This window comes from Sphingomonas zeicaulis, from assembly GCF_050433225.1.
GTDB lineage: Bacteria > Pseudomonadota > Alphaproteobacteria > Sphingomonadales > Sphingomonadaceae > Sphingomonas_D > Sphingomonas_D zeicaulis.
Genome location: NZ_JBNPXQ010000001.1, coordinates 395,807 through 410,735, shown reverse-complemented (window position 1 = coordinate 410,735; position 14,929 = coordinate 395,807). Strand labels below are relative to the sequence as shown.

The following is a 14,929-nucleotide window of genomic DNA, read 5'->3' as shown; positions in this document are numbered from 1 at the left end:
TCGGACGGAAATTTTGGAATCAGGTGGTTTCGGCGCGCGCGGCCTTGACCGGGCGCTGCGCGAAGCGGGGGGCAAGCGAAAGCAACACGATGGCACCGATCAGGATCGCGGCGCCGGTCAGTTCGGCCGGACGCGGCGCCTTGAGGCCCCAGAACCAGGCGAGCAACAGCGCGCCGCCCACACCGGCGACGAGGCTCGCGGCCCGTTCCAGCGGCACGCAATAGGCGTTCTCGCGCGGATCGAGCAGGATGATGATTGCGAACACGCTGACGATGGTCAGCGTCACGCCGATGCCGAACAGCGGCAAGATCACCGGATCGGTCCACACCGAAACGAAGCCCCAGCCGAGCGCGCCGGACTGGTTGCCGATGCCCGACGCGGAGATCGCCGCGAGGATCGCCACCGACAAGGGCAGCGCGAACACCTTCTCCTCCACGAAATATTTGCGCACCGAGGCGGGATCGCCGCTCTTCGACACCTTGGTCATCACCGCCAGGCGGATGAAGTAGCCGATCGTGTAGAGCACCACCGTGAGGATCGCGAGCGGCGGCAGATGGAAGCCGCCGCGATCGGTAAGCGTGATCGCCAGCGCGACCAGCACCATCACAAGCGCCGTCCAGCTCCACCAGCGCACGCGCCGGCCGAACGCCATGTCGACCAGTGGCGCGATCAGCAGGATATCCCCGCGCATCAGCAACTGGATGAAAGGAATCGAAACGCCCTCGAAGGTGAAGGAGAGCGGCACGGTGAACAGCACAAGCGCGGTGCCGATGCCGGACAGGAACGTATATCTGGTGGGCACCGGGATACGGCGGCCGGCGACCATCACGCCGTTGGCATCCTTGTGCCAGCCGGACCACCAGATGAACAAGTAGGTCAGCAGCATCGAGATGATCAGCGAGGCGGGCAGCGTCTCCAGCCCGGTCAGCGGGCGGCCGAGCCCGGCATGCGGCATGCTCGTCACCAGCTTGGTGATGATCACATTGGGCAGATAGGCGATCAGATAGAGACCGACATAGGCCTCCAGCGGAATGGCCGCCGCCTTCGCCGCCGCCCCACGGCTCACGCCACCGCCTCCAGAACAACCATTTCGCTCTCCACGCGATAGCGGGCGTTGAGCCCTGCCTCGGCGGTCACTGCCGCCATATAGTCGACCACTTCGGCGTGGCGCGCGCTGCCGGGCTCGACGAAGCGGGGCACCGCATCGCGATCGATGTAGAGCGGCAGGAAGCCGGCGCGGACGATACCGCCGCCGGCGATCTCGAGCCGCGCGACGATCGACAGGCGCGACGCCTTGGGGAAATTGTAGAGGCTGTCGAAATCGGGCTCCCACGCTTCCGCCAGCACGCGGATCTCGTTGAAGCTCTTCGACGCGGCATGGACCGGGTCCATGCGCAGGTCGGTGGCGAAGTTGCACAGCGAATAGAAGACCGGCTTGCCGTCGATCAGCTCGCAGCCCTTCAGGATATGCGCATGGCCGCCGAGGATCGCATCCGCCCCGGCGGCGACCGCGGCGCGCGCGACGTCGCGCTGATAGTCGGCGATGGTCGCGCGGACGAAGTGGATGCCCCAGTGCAGCGAAACGAGCACGACATCCGCCACCGCCTTCGCCGCGCGGATGTCCGCCTCCAGCGCCGCCAGATCCTCGCGGTGCGGAAAGCTGTGGATGCGCGCAGGTGTGCCTGGCTGGTCATGCTCGATCTGCTCGTAGAGCGTGTGCGCGCGCATCGGCGCGCAGCCGGGACGTCGCTCCTCCGCCCAATAGCTGTGGGGCAGGATGCTGGAATAAGCGAGGATCGCGACGGTTGTGCCGTCACCCAGCGCGATGAGGACGGGCCTGCGCGCCTCGGCGATATTGGCCCCTGCCCCCACCACCTTGATGCCGGTGCGTTCGAGATTGGCCCTGGTCTCGAAAAAGGCGTCATTGCCCCAGTCAAGCACATGATTGCCCGCCATCGAGATCACGTCAAACCCGGCGCGGGCGAGCGCATCGGCGCCATCGGGGCGCGCCAGCACCGCGTGCCGCGCCTGCGGCAGCCGCACGCCCTTTTCGGCGAAGCTGGTTTCGAGCTGTGCGAAGGCGATGTCGGCGGCCTTCAGCACATCGCGGGTGGCGTCATAGCTTTCGTCATACTGGTCGCGATCGGGCGCGAGGTCGCCGGCGGCGAGGAAGATGTGGGTCATGCCGCGGCCTTCTCGAACGTCACCGGCACCGACAATGCGCCGATCTCGGGGAAGCGCGTCGGCAAGGGCTCGCCCGCCAGCGCGAAACCGGGCGCGGCGGCGAGCAGTTCCTCCAGCGCCACCTGCAATTCCAGCCGCGCCAGCGCCGCCCCCACGCACATGTGCGGGCCGCGGCCGAAGGCGACCGAGTCCTTCATGTTGGGGCGATCAATCCGGAATTGCTCGGGCGCGTCGAACACATCCTCGTCGCGGTTGGCGGAGGCATAGACCAGCGCGATCGGTTCGCCGGCCGGGATCGTCCGGCCGCGGATCGTCACGTCGCAGACCGCGGTGCGCGCGAAGCCGCGATAAGGGGTGTAGAGCCGAAGAAACTCTTCGATCGCGGCCGGCGCCAGCGTGGGGTCGGCGCGCAGCTTGTTTTGCAGCGCACGGTCGCGCCCCAGATGCACCGCGATCGATCCGATCATCACGCTGGGGGCGATGATGCCGACCACCAGCACCTGGCGGATGGTGCCGACGATCATCTCTTCCGGCAGCGGTTCGCCATCGACGCGCACCGCCAGCAGCGCGCTGGTGACGTCCTCGTCGACCGACATCGGATTGGCCTTGCGGTCGGCAACGACGCCGCGCGCCATGTCATAGAGCAGAGCGCTCGATTCCTTGGTCGCGTCAATATCGTTCGCCTGGACGGCGATGTTGTAGCGCTTGCCGACGCGGGTCAGTTCTTCGACCGCGGCCGGCGGCAGATTCATCCAGGTTGCGAAGGTGGCGATCGGCATGTGCGCGGAAAAATCGGCAACGACATCGCCGCCGCCCCGCGCGACCATCGCGGCGAGCAGATCGCGGCAGATGCGGCGGACCACCGGCTCCAGCCGCGCGACGCGGCGCTCGGTGAGCAACGGCGCGATCGCACGGCGATAAGGCGTATGTTCCGGCGGATCGAGATGCAGCGGCGGGCGGCGACCGGTGAACGCCACCTTGGGCACAACATTCTGCTGCGAAGTGATGAAGGTCTGCCAGTCCGCGGCGGCGGCGGCGACATCGTCATGCTTCATCAACGCCCAGAAGCCGCCCCAGGCATCGCTGTGCGCAACCGGGCATCTGGCGCGCAACGCCGCATAATCGGCATTGGGGCTGTCAAAGGTCTCCGGAAGGAGCGGATCGAAGTCATGAGACATAACAATTTCGTACGCCCTCATGAAAGCGCTTGCAAGAGTTTTTGCATCGCTGCCGAAAACAGCGCTAAGAATGGCACCTATGGCCACTCGCCCGCCCCGCTTGGATGATGTCGCCGCCCGTGCGGGCGTCTCCGCCGCAACCGTTTCGCGCTATCTCAACAGCCCGGAGGTGGTCGCTGCCGCCACCGGCGCGCGCATCCGCCAGGCGATCGAGGACACCGGCTATGTGCCCAATATGGCAGCGGGCGCACTGGCGAGCAGCCGATCCCGGCTGATTGCAGCGCTGGTACCCGACATCGCCCAATCGATCTTCAACGACACGATCGAGGCGATGATCGATGAGCTGGCGAGCGACGGCATCAGCGTGGTGCTGGCGCTGACCGGTGCCGACAACCACCGGCTGGTGCCCGAGATCAACATGGCGCTCGCCCGCCGCGTCGACGCGATCATCCTCACCGGCATCGTTTCCGACGACGAGACGCGCCAGCGGCTGCGCGGTGCGGGCATCACCGTGATCGAGACCTGGGGGCTGCCCGAGGATCCGATCGACGTCTCGATCGGCTTCTCCCACCGCGCCGCGGGCGAGGAAATGGCGCGTTTCCTGCGCCAGCGCGGCTATCGCCGGCCGCATCTGGTGGTGCCGCGCTCGACCCGCTCGGAACGCCGCGCCGGCGGCTTCATCACCCGCTGGGTGCATGATGGCGGGCCGGAACCGACGCGGCTCGACGTCAACGTGCCCAGCCATTTCGGCCAGGGCCGCCTCTCCTACCGCGCGCTTGCCGACCTGCCCGAGCGGCCGGACGTGGTCGTCTGCGGATCGGACTGGATCGCGCAGGGGCTGATCGTCGAGGCGCAGGCGGCGGGCATCCGGGTGCCCGACCAACTCGCCGTCACCGGCTTCGGCAATCTGCGGCTTGCCGGCGACATGCGGCCGACGATCACCTCGGTCGACGTCGATGGCGCGCGCATCGCCCGCGAAGTGATGCGCGTCCTGCGGGCGCGGGCCGCGGGCACGGAGGTGGAGAAACGCATCGACGTCGGTTTCCGGGTGATCGCGCGCGAAAGCGCATGAAAGGGCTTGCACGCTCGCGGGAACGCGATAGCTTTATCCCATAACATTCAGGGAGTGAGCGATGCGGTTGGGCGTGATGGCGATCGGGCTGGCGCTGCTGGGAAGCAGCGCGCTGGCGCAGGTGGATGGCAATCCGGGGGGCGCCGTTCCGGCGCGGAGCGAAGCGGAAAGCCGCGCCGCGGCGGACGCGATGCCCGATACGCCCGGCACCGGCCCCTACCCCGCGATCAAGGAAATCGACCCGAGCCTACCCGATCATGTCGTGTATCGGCCAAAAGACCTGGCAAAGCTGGGAGATCGCAAGCTGGCGGTGCTGGTGTGGGGCAATGGCGGTTGCCGCGCGGATGGCGCCAGCGCGCGCCAGCACCTCGCCGAGATCGCCTCGCATGGCTATCTCGCCATCGCGCCGGGCACGATCCAGAGCGGCCCCGGCGCCACCGGCACGCCGCAGCAACGGCCGATCGATCCGGCGACCGGCATGAAGCCCACGGTCGTCACCACCTGGCAGGATGTTGCCAAGGGCATCGACTGGGCGATCGCCGAGAACAGCCGCGCCGGCAGCCCCTATCGCGGCAGGATCGCCACCGACGAGATCGCGGTCGCCGGGCATAGCTGCGGCGGCCTGCAGGCGCTGCAGATCGCGGGCGACAAGCGGATCAAGACGGTTATGGTCCACAACAGCGGCATCTTTGCCGATGGCTCAAATCCGATCGTCGGCATGAAGGTCGACAAGTCGCTGCTGAAGACGCTGCATACGCCGGTGATCTATGTGCTGGGCGGCAAGGGTGATGTTGCCTGGCCCAACGGCACCGATGATTACGCCAAGATCACCGAAGTGCCCGTGGTGCTGGTCGATGGCGATGTCGGCCATGGCGGCACATTCCGCGAAGCGAATGGTGGCGACGTCGCGGGCCTTTCGGTGGCGTGGCTCGACTGGCAATTGCGGGGCGACCGACAGGCGGCGAAGCTCTTCGAAGGCCCGGATTGCGGCCTGTGCAACAATCCCAAATGGCGGATCGAGAAAAAGGGGTTCTGAGCGATCCGCCGGCCAGATGGCCCGGAGTGGCGGGGGCGGCAGCCGATCGCTGCCGCCCCCGCACGCCATGCATCCCCGCGCGGTCGAGATTGCTTATCGCGAAGGCAGCTCGACCGTCTGGCCAACGACGTCGATCGCCACCTTGCCGCGCAGCCCGCGGCCACCACCGGCTTCGAGCAATTCGTGCGCATCGCCGATGCGTGCCAGCGGCAGCACCGCGCCGATCACCGGCTTGATCAGGCCGCGCTCGACGAGCGCGGTGAGAGCGTCGAGCTTGCCGCGGTTCTGGCGGGTGAAGACGAAATGATAGGCGGCATTCTTGCCCCACGCCTCGATCAGGTTCTGCGGCTGCGGGATGTCGACGATGCTCACCACCCGTCCGGCATCCGCCAGCGCGTGCGCGCTCTTCGCCAGCGTGTCGCCGCCGATCGTGTCGAACACGACATTCACGCCCCGCCCGTCCGTCAGCCTGGCCACGGCTGATATATAGTCTTCGGCGGTGTGGTCGATCGCCTCGTCCGCGCCGAGCGACCGCACGAAATCATGGTTGCCCGCACGCGCCGTCGTGATGACGCGCGCGCCCATCGCCTTGGCCAACTGGATCGCGACAGTGCCCACGCCGCCGGCTCCGCCATGGATCAATATGGTCTCGTGAACCGCGAGCTGGGCACGCGTGACCAGAGATTCCCACACCGTGCCCCCGACCAGCGTGAGGCTGGCGGCCTCCAGATGGCTGATATTGTGCGGCTTACGCGCGACGAGTTCGACATCCGCGACATGCTGTTCCGCATAGGAACCGGGACCGCCGAAGATCTTTGGCGTGTAGTAGACCGCGTCGCCGACCGCGAACTCGGTCACGTGCGCGCCGATTTCCTCGATCACGCCGGAGATGTCATGCCCGATGATCGCTGGCAGCGGCACATGATCGACATAGTCGCCGCGCCGGATCTGATAGTCGAGAGGATTGATCGCAGTGGCGTGAACACGCACCCTGACCTGGCGGGCGCCGACCGCAGGCACGGGCACATCGCGCAGTTCGAATGCATCATAGTCGCCGAACTTGCCGAGAACGACCGCCTTCATCGTATCTGTCATGATCTCACCTTGCGTTGATTTCAGAATGGTGAGCGCCATTTAGGATGTACCTGATTTTCATGTAGTACGCACAAAATTCGCTCTAAGTGCATAAAAGGATACTGTCATGGTTAAGCGGCGCCATTCCAGCCTTGATGAAAACCCTGGCTGCGCGGTCGAGGCGGCGATCAGCCTCATCGACGGCAAGTGGAAAGCCGTGGCGCTGTGGTACTTGCACGATCGCGGCGCGGTGCGCTTCAACGAGCTGATGCGCCTGATGAACGGGGTCACGCAACGGACGCTGACCAACCAGTTGCGCGAACTGGAGGCGGATGGACTGATCAACCGCGTCGTCTACGCCCAGGTGCCGCCCAAGGTCGAATACAGCCTGTCCGACCGGGGCCGGACCTTCATCCCGATCCTGCTGTCGCTCTCCGCCTGGGGGGAAGCGAATATGGACCTGTTCGAGCAATCCAAGGCTGCCGCCTCGTGATCACGAGGTCGGCGGGGGCGATCCATACCGCCAGCCAGGGCTAGCGACACTTCCCGCCGCGGATGCAGGGCCGGAGCATCGGCGGCGGCGTATAGGCAACGAAGCCGGACGGCCGCGCGCCCCAGCGCCCGTTTTCGATCCGCGCCTCGACATGACGGATCGCCGCGAGCACGGTCGGCGTGTCGAAGTTGCAATGGCCGGCGCCGCGTACCCACAGGCTCTCGGCACCTTTCGCCGCCTCCGCATAGCCGCGCTGCATTGAGGGAGAGGTCAGCCCGTCGCCGATCATCTGCACCGCCGCCAGCGGCACGAGCGGGCGGGCGTTGGGCGTGTAGTGCGCACGCATATAGGCGACCGCCGCCGGCTTCGCGGTGACCCGCTGCGCGGCATCGAGCCTGGCCAGATCGGCATCGAGGTCGAGCCCCGCCTCCCGATAGAGCACGGCGAGCAGCGGCCGCCGCCCGGACAGCGCCACCTGCGCGCGATAATCGATGCCGTTGTTCCACGAAAAGGCGCCGCCCGCGCGCTTTTCCTGGTCGGTACGCGGCAAATAGACGCCCATGACGAACGCCTTCGCGATCTCCTCCACCTGGGCGCGATAGTCCGTCGCCGCCGGCTCGGCGCCGTCATGGCTCGTCCAGCCGGGGATGCCCGCGAGCACGCCAGCCAGCGCCACGCGCGCACGGCCCTCGGGGGTCTGCATCGCCTTGGCCAGCGCGGCGGCGACGCGCTGGCCGTTCGCGCGATCATCATCGATATCGACGACACGGATATCCGCATCGGGGGCGATCAAGGTGCGGAAAGCATAGGCGCCGTCGAGCGCCATGTTCATCATGCCGAGCGCGCCGCCGATCGAGGCGCACATCGCCACCCCGCCATCAATGCCGCTGCCGCGCCGTTCGGCAAGCGCGGTCGTCACCAGCCCGCCCATCGACGATCCCCAGGCGATCACCCGCTTCGGCTTACCATGGCGCGCCGCAAACGCGGCGGCGGTCGCCTGCTGCGCCGGCACCGCCTGCTCCAGCGCCCACCCGGAGGCGCCATAATCGGATCCAGCGATGGCATAGCCGGCGTCGAGCAGCGCCTGCCGATGGAGTTTGGGTGCGGCCTCCGGCGCGCCGAGATTGGCGCTGTAGCCGCGACTGTAGAGCAGAAGCGTGCCGTTCCAGTTGGCCGGAACCGCGGCGTCCCAATGCGCGCCCCCGGGGAGAACGCCGCCATTATCGGCGCCGGCGCCGGCCGGAACCGCCGCCAGCATGAGCGCTACCGCAAGAGCGATCGATTTGCGCATACCCTCTCCTTTTCGCTTGCATCGATCTTAGGGTTGATGAAAGCGTTTGCATAGAATGTTCTGTGACAAAACAATCTCGGACACTTTGTCCGCCCATCTCGCCGCGATCGACGCCGCATCGCTGCCCGCCGCTACGCTCCATGCGACCCGCCGGGCGTTGCTCGACGCGCTCGGCGTGATGCTCGCCGCAAGCGGCCTGGCGGAAGACGCCCGCCCCTATCGCCGCCATGCCGAACAAAGTGCCGGCCCGGCGCGATTGCTCGGCGACGACGTGCGCACCAGCCCGTCATTGGCAGCGCTGGCCAATGGCGCGCTCGCGCATGCACTCGATTTCGGCGACACCTTCGATGCCGGCCCGGCACATCCCAACGCCGCGCTGGTGCCTGCGCTGCTCGCGCTGGCGGACGCCGACCACGATATCGACGGCGGCCGCTTTCTCGCTGCGATGGCCGGCGCCAGCGACCTCGCCTGCCGCCTCTCGCTCTCGGCATCCCGCCCCTATGAGGCGGGCGGCTGGTATCCGCCGCCGTTGGTCAACCTGATCGCGACCGCCGCCGGATGCGCGAAGCTGCTCGGCCTCGGCGCAGATGGCATCCGCCACGCGATGGGGCTCGCGATGATGCAGGGCGCCTTTCCGGGCGAGATCAAATATGATCCCTCCTCCCCCTTGCGCGGCGTGCGCGAAGGCTTCGTCGCGCGCGCGGCGGTGGAGGCGGCGCTGCTCGCTGCCGGCGGCGCCCGCGCCTTCGCCGATCCGCTGGGCGGCAAGGCTGGCTTCTTCGCCGTCTATGCCGGCGGGCCGCCGACGGCCGCGCTTGTCGACGGGCTGGGGGAACGCTTCCTCGGCGATCAGGTGAGCTTTAAACCCTGGCCCGCCTGCCGCGGCACCCACGCCTATATAGAAGCGGCGCTCGCGTTGCGGCCATCGTTCGATCCCGCGCTGATCCGGCGGATCGAGGCCGAGACCGGCCCGATTCAGGAGATGCTGATCCGCCCCCAGCCCGCCAAGGCGCAGCCGACCAGCGCGATCGACGCGCGCTTCAGCATCCCCTTCACGCTTGCCACGGCATTGCGCGACGGCGCAGTCACGCTCGCCAGCTTCACCGCCGATCGGCTGGCCGATCCCGGCCTGCACGGGATCGGCGCGACCGTGACCGAGCGACGCAATCCCGACTGGGGTCGCGCCGAGGCGGCCAGCGGCAGCCTGACCATCCTGCTCGAAGACGGCACATGCCTGTCGCACCGGGTGATGCAAGCCGCCGGTCACCCCGATCGGCCACTCGCCGATTCGGCGCTGGTCGCCAAGTTCGTCGACTGCACCGGCCATGCCGCCCTGCCGATCCAGCTGCCCCGAGCGACGGCAATCGCGGCGCAAATCCTCGGTTCGCCGCTCTCCCGCCCCGCTGCAACCTGGCTTGATTGAAGGCGCTTGCACTCGGCCCCTTTAGGTTATATCACATAACAATATTTGGAGAGGCGCAGATGGCTACACTTGCACCGCAAGCCCGGGCAACCCGGGCCACGTTCGATCGAATCAATCCGGTGACCGGCGCGGTCGCGACCACCGCGCCGGCAGCGACGGTGGCGGATGCCGATGCTGCGGTCGCAGCCGCGGCAGCGGCCTTCCCCGCCTGGTCCGCACTGGGCCCCAATGCCCGCCGCGCCGCGCTCGGCAAGGCGGCGGATGCGCTGGCGGCGCGGGCGGACCAGTTCGTCGGCGCGATGATGGGCGAGATCGGCGCCACCGAGGGCTGGGCGCGGTTCAACCTGATGCTGGCGGTGTCGATGGTGCGCGAGGCCGCCGCGCTGACCACCCAGATCGGCGGCGAGGTGATCCCGTCCGACAAGCCGGGCTGCATCGCGATGGCGTTCCGCGAGCCGGTGGGCGTGCTGCTGGGCATCGCGCCCTGGAATGCGCCGATCATCCTCGGCGTCCGCGCCGTCGCCACCCCGCTTTCCTGCGGCAACACCGTGGTGCTCAAGGCCAGCGAGCAATGCCCGCGCACGCACAGCCTGATCGGCGAAGCGTTCGACGAGGCGCTGCCCAAGGGCGCGGTCTCCATCGTCACCAACGCCCCGCAGGATGCGCCCGAGATCGTCGGCGCGCTGATCGACAATCCGCAGATCCGCCGCATCAACTTCACCGGCTCCACCGCGGTCGGCAAGATCATCGCCAAGCGGGCTGCCGAGCATCTGAAGCCGGTACTGCTCGAACTCGGCGGCAAGGCGCCGCTGATCGTGCTGGACGACGCCGATCTCGACGAGGCGGTGAAGGCCGCGGCGTTCGGCGCCTTCATGAACCAGGGCCAGATCTGCATGTCGACCGAGCGGATCATCGTCGTGGAGGCCGTTGCCGACGCCTTCGTCGCGCAGTTCCAGGCCAAGGTGGCGAGCATGCCGGTTGGCGACCCGCGCGAGGGCAAGACGCCACTGGGTGCGGTGGTCGACCAGAAGACGGTCGATCATGTCCGCGCGCTGATTGCCGATGCGGTCGGCGCCGGCGCGGTGCAGGTGAATGGCGGCGATGCCGACGGCGTGCTGATGCCCGCGCATGTCATCGACAAGGTGACGCCAGCGATGAAGCTGTTCCGCGACGAGAGCTTCGGCCCGGTTGTGGGGGTGATCCGCGCGCGGGACGAGGCGCATGCGATCGAACTCGCCAACGACACCGAATATGGCCTGTCGGCCGCCGTCTTCACACGGGATACGGCGCGCGGCCTGCGCGTCGCGCGGCAGATCAAGTCGGGCATCTGTCACGTCAACGGGCCGACCGTGCATGACGAGGCGCAGATGCCGTTCGGCGGGGTTAAAGCCTCCGGCTATGGCCGGTTCGGCGGCAAGGCGGGCATCGACGCCTTCACCGAATTGCGCTGGATCACGATCGAGACCGAACCCGGCCATTATCCGATCTGAGGCCGACGCAGATGGCGGATCCTCGCATCGCATTCACCGCCCTGGCGGCGGCTTCGCTCGGCGCGGCGCCCGCGGCACCGGCCGAGACGCCGCCCGCCCTCACCTACGCCTTCACCGTGCGCGTCGAACTGGCACCGCCGGTGGAGCAAGGCGAGATCGACGGCGGCCGCCGCCGCTTCGTGCCGATCACCGGCGGCACGATCACGGGGCCGAGGTTGAACGGCACCGTGCTGAACGGCGGTGGTGACTGGCAGACCATCTATCCGGGCGGCTTCACCCGGGTGGAGGCGCGCTACTTCCTCAAGGCGGCCGACGGCACGGTGATCGGCATCCACAATCCGGGCATGCGGGTCGCCAGCCCGGAGGTCAGCGCGCGGATCGCCCGCGGCGAGACTGTGGATCCCGCCAGCTATTACTTCCGCAGTTCGCCGGTGTTCGATCCGCCGCCGGGCAAGCACCAATGGCTGCGGGAAAAGACCTTCGTCGGCCGCGGCATTCGCATGCCTGATCATGTTCTCATCCAATTCTACATCGTCGAATAAGCCCGATCGGGCTGGACCAAAGGGTAAAAAAACATATGACTGAAACGAGCAGCAATGGCGTCGTCGCCTATGACGTTGCAGACGGCATCGCCTGGGTGCGCTTCAACCGCCCGGACAAGCGCAATGCGATGAGCCCGACGCTCAACCGCGACATGATGGAGGTGCTCGACCTGCTCGAGTTCCGCGACGATGTCGGCGTTCTGGTGCTGTCGGGTGAGGGCGCCGCCTGGACCGCGGGCATGGACCTCAAGGAATATTTCCGCGAAACCGAGGCGCAGGGCCTCGCAGGCACGCGCAAGGCCCAGCGCGAAAGCTATGGCTGGTGGCGCCGCCTGCGCTGGTACCAGAAGCCGACGATCGCGATGGTCAATGGCTGGTGCTTCGGCGGCGGCTATGGCCCGTTGTTCGCCTGCGACCTCGCCTTCGCGGCGGAGGAGGCGACCTTCGGCCTTTCAGAGATCAACTGGGGCATCCTGCCCGGCGGCGGCGCGACCAAGGTGGCGGTGGAACTGCTGCCGTTCCGCAAGGCGATGTACCACGCGATGATGGGCGAGAATATCGACGGCACCACCGCCGCCGAATGGGGCCTCGTCAACGAGGCGGTGCCGCTGGCGGAACTGAAGGAGCGTGTCACGGCGGTGGCCGCGGTGCTGCTCAAGAAGAACCCGGTGGCGCTGAAGGCGACCAAGGATGCCGTGCGCCGGGTTTCGGTGATGAGCTATGACGATGCCGAGGATTATCTGGTCCGCGCGCAGGAAGCCGCCAATTCCTACGACAATACGGGCCGCAAGGAAGGCATCCGCCAGTTCATCGACGAGAAGAGCTACAAGCCCGGGCTCGGCGCCTATGACAAGGATCGCGCGGGCTGATTGACGCCCAGCCGTTCGTCCTGAGTAGCGGCTGAGCCAAGTCGAAGACGCGTATCGAAGGACATGCCCGGAGCCGGGCCCTTCGATACGCCATTTCGACAAGCTCAATGGCTACTCAGGGCGAACGGAGGTGGGTGCCCCCCTGCTTCAACCCCTGCTTTCTGGCCCGAACGGATCGGATGACCATGCCCAACCTGTCCCGCCTGCTCACCCCGCGCTCGGTCGTGATCGTGGGCGCCTCCCCTACCCCCGGCGCGCTCGGCAATTCGGTGCTGCAGAATCTCGAACGGCACAGCTTCGCGGGGGATATCCACCTGATCAATCCGAGGCGGGACGAGATAAGCGGCCGGCCCTGCCTGAAATCGATCGACCAGTTGTCCGAGGGCGTCGACGCCGCGGTGCTGGCGATTCCCGGCGGCGCGGTGCTGGGCGCGGTGGAGGCGCTGGCGGCGCGCGGCGTTGGAGCGGCGATCATCTTTTCGGCGGGTTTCGCCGAGGGGGGCGAGGAAGGGCTGGCTGCGCAGGCCGAGGTCGCGCGGATCGCCGCCGAGCATGGCATGGTGATCGAGGGCCCCAATTGCCTGGGCATGGTCAACTATGCCGCGGGCGTGCCGCTGACTTTCGTCGAGGCGCCGGTGCTCGATCTGGCAGGCAAGCCGGCGGTCGGCATCGTCAGCCAGTCCGGCGCGATGGCGGTGGTGCTGGGCACCACCTTGATGGCGAAGGGGCTGGGCATCACCGTGTCCGTCTCCACCGGCAACGAGGCGGCGAGCGGCGTCGAAGATTATGTCGAATATCTGATCGACGATCCGGCGACGCCGGCGATCGGCATGATCGTGGAGCAGTTCCGCAAGCCCGCGCGCTTCCTGGCGCTGGCCGAGCGCGCCCGCGCGGCGGGCAAGGCGATCGTGCTGCTCCACCCCGGCACCTCCAGCGCCGCGCGGGAATCTGCGGCGACGCATACCGGCGCGATGGCGGGCGACTGGCAGTTGATGAAGGCCAAGGTCGAACGCGCCGGCGTGATCCTGGTCGACAGCCTCGAGGCCCTGGGCGACGTGCTCGACCTCGTCACCCGTGCGAAGCCGGTCAGGCGCGGCGGCACCGCGGTGCTGACCGAATCCGGCGCGTTCAAGGCGCTGACGCTTGACCTTGCCGAGCAGATCGGGCTCGCGCTGCCGGCGATGGACGGCGCTACCGCCGGCGCGATGCGCGCAGCGATTCCCGATTTCATCCCCGTTTCCAACCCGATGGACCTGACCGCGCAGGCGCTGGTCGATCCCGACCTCTACCGCCGCACCCTCGAACCGCTGCTGGCGGACGATAATTTCGCGGCTTTGGTGTTCGGCATCATCCAGACCGACGAGGCGACCAGCGCACGCAAATTCCCGGCGATCATCGAGGCGGTGACCAAGCTGGCGCCGCAGAAGCCGGTGATCTTCGCCGGGCTCGACGACGGCGCACCCGTTCCGCAGGACTATATCGACGGCCTGCGCGCAATCGGCGTGCCTTATTTCCCCTCGCCCGATCGCGCCTTTCGCGCGCTGCGCCACCTTGCCCGCGCCGCCGAGCGCGATGTGACGCAGGCTGAGGCCAAGCCGGTCACGCTCGACCTGCCCAGCGGCGTGATCCCCGAATATCGTGCCAAGGAATTACTGGCGCCGCTCGGCATCCCCTTCCCCAAGGGTGGCTTCGCGACGTCCGCCGAGGAAGCGAAGGTGGTCGCGGCGCGGGTCGGCTATCCGGTGGCGATCAAGGCGCAGGCCGCAGCACTCAGCCACAAGAGCGATGCCGGCGGCGTCATCCTCAACATTGCGGACGCGGCGGCGCTCGACGCCGCCTGGGCGCGGCTCTACGCCAATGTCGCCGCCTATGATGCCGGCATCGCGCTGGATGGCGCGCTGATCGAGGGCATGGGCAGGCGCGGCACCGAATTGATCGTCGGCGCGCGCAACGACCCCGAATGGGGGCCGGTGATCCTCGTCGGCTTCGGCGGCGTAACGGCCGAACTGCTCCACGACGTGCGGCTGCTGCCGGTCGATCTCACTCCACAAGCCATTGCCGCAGAACTGCGCCAATTGAAGCAGGGCGCGCTGCTCGACGGCTATCGCGGTTCCCCGGCGCTTGATGTCGAGGCAGTGGCGGCGCTGATCGCGGCACTCGGCCGCGCGCTGGCCGGCACGCCCGCGATCCGGGAGGTCGACCTCAACCCGGTGGTGGTCTACCCCAAGGGCGAAGGCGCGGTGGCGCTCGATGCGCTGATCCTCGCCGGATAGGAGA

At 67.7% G+C, this 14,929-nt stretch carries 13 protein-coding genes; 8 read left to right on the top strand and 5 right to left on the bottom strand.

What is annotated here, in order from left to right; translation table 11 throughout:
- Positions 1 to 19: 19 nt before the first annotated feature.
- Genes FHS96_RS02120 through FHS96_RS02110 form a run of 3 tightly spaced genes read right to left on the bottom strand, consistent with a single transcriptional unit; the run spans position 20 to position 3,362 of the window.
- Positions 20 to 1,066, bottom strand: coding sequence for a hypothetical protein (locus FHS96_RS02120; RefSeq protein ID WP_429587650.1), 1,047 nt, complete (start codon positions 1,064 to 1,066; stop codon positions 20 to 22).
- Entirely contained in the window at positions 1,063 to 2,184 is a 1,122-nt protein-coding gene (locus FHS96_RS02115; protein WP_429587649.1) for a CapA family protein, read from the bottom strand. The genes FHS96_RS02120 and FHS96_RS02115 overlap by 4 nt, the downstream gene beginning before the upstream one ends.
- Positions 2,181 to 3,362, bottom strand: coding sequence for a cytochrome P450 (locus tag FHS96_RS02110; protein ID WP_429587647.1), 1,182 nt, complete (start codon positions 3,360 to 3,362; stop codon positions 2,181 to 2,183). The genes FHS96_RS02115 and FHS96_RS02110 overlap by 4 nt, the downstream gene beginning before the upstream one ends.
- 79 nt (positions 3,363 to 3,441) lie before the next feature.
- Between FHS96_RS02110 and FHS96_RS02105 the strand changes: the two genes are divergently transcribed.
- Positions 3,442 to 4,434 (top strand): LacI family DNA-binding transcriptional regulator, encoded by a 993-nt coding sequence (locus FHS96_RS02105; protein WP_429587646.1) that lies wholly within the window; start codon positions 3,442 to 3,444, stop codon positions 4,432 to 4,434.
- Positions 4,435 to 4,495: 61 nt separating this feature from the next.
- On the top strand, positions 4,496 to 5,470 hold the full coding sequence (locus tag FHS96_RS02100; protein ID WP_429587645.1) for an alpha/beta hydrolase: 975 nt from the start codon (positions 4,496 to 4,498) through the stop codon (positions 5,468 to 5,470).
- A gap of 93 nt (positions 5,471 to 5,563) precedes the next feature.
- Here FHS96_RS02100 and FHS96_RS02095 read toward each other — a convergent pair whose 3' ends face one another.
- Positions 5,564 to 6,565, bottom strand: a complete 1,002-nt coding sequence (locus FHS96_RS02095) for a zinc-dependent alcohol dehydrogenase family protein (protein WP_429587644.1) — start codon at positions 6,563 to 6,565, stop codon at positions 5,564 to 5,566.
- Positions 6,566 to 6,671: 106 nt separating this feature from the next.
- Here FHS96_RS02095 and FHS96_RS02090 point away from each other — a divergent pair, with 106 nt between their 5' ends.
- Complete coding sequence (locus tag FHS96_RS02090; protein ID WP_429587642.1) at positions 6,672 to 7,037, top strand: winged helix-turn-helix transcriptional regulator; 366 nt, start codon at positions 6,672 to 6,674, stop codon at positions 7,035 to 7,037.
- Positions 7,038 to 7,077: 40 nt separating this feature from the next.
- On the opposite strand, the gene FHS96_RS02085 is transcribed toward FHS96_RS02090, so the two are convergent.
- The gene (locus FHS96_RS02085) at positions 7,078 to 8,328 is read right to left on the bottom strand and encodes an alpha/beta hydrolase (protein WP_429587640.1); all 1,251 of its coding nucleotides are present in this window, start codon (positions 8,326 to 8,328) and stop codon (positions 7,078 to 7,080) included.
- A gap of 55 nt (positions 8,329 to 8,383) precedes the next feature.
- Between FHS96_RS02085 and FHS96_RS02080 the strand changes: the two genes are divergently transcribed.
- The 5 genes from FHS96_RS02080 (at position 8,384) to FHS96_RS02060 (ending at position 14,925) form a co-directional block, all read left to right on the top strand.
- Positions 8,384 to 9,751 carry an MmgE/PrpD family protein gene (locus tag FHS96_RS02080; protein ID WP_429587639.1) on the top strand — a complete coding sequence of 456 codons (1,368 nt, stop codon included), beginning with the start codon at positions 8,384 to 8,386 and terminating at the stop codon, positions 9,749 to 9,751.
- Positions 9,752 to 9,810: 59 nt separating this feature from the next.
- A complete protein-coding gene (locus FHS96_RS02075; RefSeq protein ID WP_429587638.1) occupies positions 9,811 to 11,241 on the top strand; it encodes an aldehyde dehydrogenase in 1,431 nt (476 codons plus the stop codon).
- A gap of 11 nt (positions 11,242 to 11,252) precedes the next feature.
- Positions 11,253 to 11,783 (top strand): DUF3237 domain-containing protein, encoded by a 531-nt coding sequence (locus tag FHS96_RS02070; protein WP_429587637.1) that lies wholly within the window; start codon positions 11,253 to 11,255, stop codon positions 11,781 to 11,783.
- A 35-nt stretch (positions 11,784 to 11,818) separates the two neighbouring features.
- Entirely contained in the window at positions 11,819 to 12,652 is an 834-nt protein-coding gene (locus FHS96_RS02065; protein ID WP_429587636.1) for a p-hydroxycinnamoyl CoA hydratase/lyase, read from the top strand.
- Positions 12,653 to 12,831: 179 nt separating this feature from the next.
- Positions 12,832 to 14,925 (top strand): acetate--CoA ligase family protein, encoded by a 2,094-nt coding sequence (locus FHS96_RS02060; protein WP_429587635.1) that lies wholly within the window; start codon positions 12,832 to 12,834, stop codon positions 14,923 to 14,925.
- The last annotated feature ends 4 nt before the right edge of the window (positions 14,926 to 14,929 follow it).

Coding starts and splice junctions, on each gene's coding strand:
- FHS96_RS02115 (WP_429587649.1), bottom strand. CDS start 2,184: ATGACCCACATCTTCCTCGCCGCCGGCGACCTCGCGCCCGATCGCGAC.
- FHS96_RS02110 (WP_429587647.1), bottom strand. CDS start 3,362: ATGTCTCATGACTTCGATCCGCTCCTTCCGGAGACCTTTGACAGCCCC.
- FHS96_RS02105 (WP_429587646.1), top strand. CDS start 3,442: ATGGCCACTCGCCCGCCCCGCTTGGATGATGTCGCCGCCCGTGCGGGC.
- FHS96_RS02100 (WP_429587645.1), top strand. CDS start 4,496: ATGCGGTTGGGCGTGATGGCGATCGGGCTGGCGCTGCTGGGAAGCAGC.
- FHS96_RS02095 (WP_429587644.1), bottom strand. CDS start 6,565: ATGACAGATACGATGAAGGCGGTCGTTCTCGGCAAGTTCGGCGACTAT.
- FHS96_RS02090 (WP_429587642.1), top strand. CDS start 6,672: ATGGTTAAGCGGCGCCATTCCAGCCTTGATGAAAACCCTGGCTGCGCG.
- FHS96_RS02085 (WP_429587640.1), bottom strand. CDS start 8,328: ATGCGCAAATCGATCGCTCTTGCGGTAGCGCTCATGCTGGCGGCGGTT.
- FHS96_RS02080 (WP_429587639.1), top strand. CDS start 8,384: ATGTTCTGTGACAAAACAATCTCGGACACTTTGTCCGCCCATCTCGCC.
- FHS96_RS02075 (WP_429587638.1), top strand. CDS start 9,811: ATGGCTACACTTGCACCGCAAGCCCGGGCAACCCGGGCCACGTTCGAT.
- FHS96_RS02070 (WP_429587637.1), top strand. CDS start 11,253: ATGGCGGATCCTCGCATCGCATTCACCGCCCTGGCGGCGGCTTCGCTC.
- FHS96_RS02065 (WP_429587636.1), top strand. CDS start 11,819: ATGACTGAAACGAGCAGCAATGGCGTCGTCGCCTATGACGTTGCAGAC.
- FHS96_RS02060 (WP_429587635.1), top strand. CDS start 12,832: ATGACCATGCCCAACCTGTCCCGCCTGCTCACCCCGCGCTCGGTCGTG.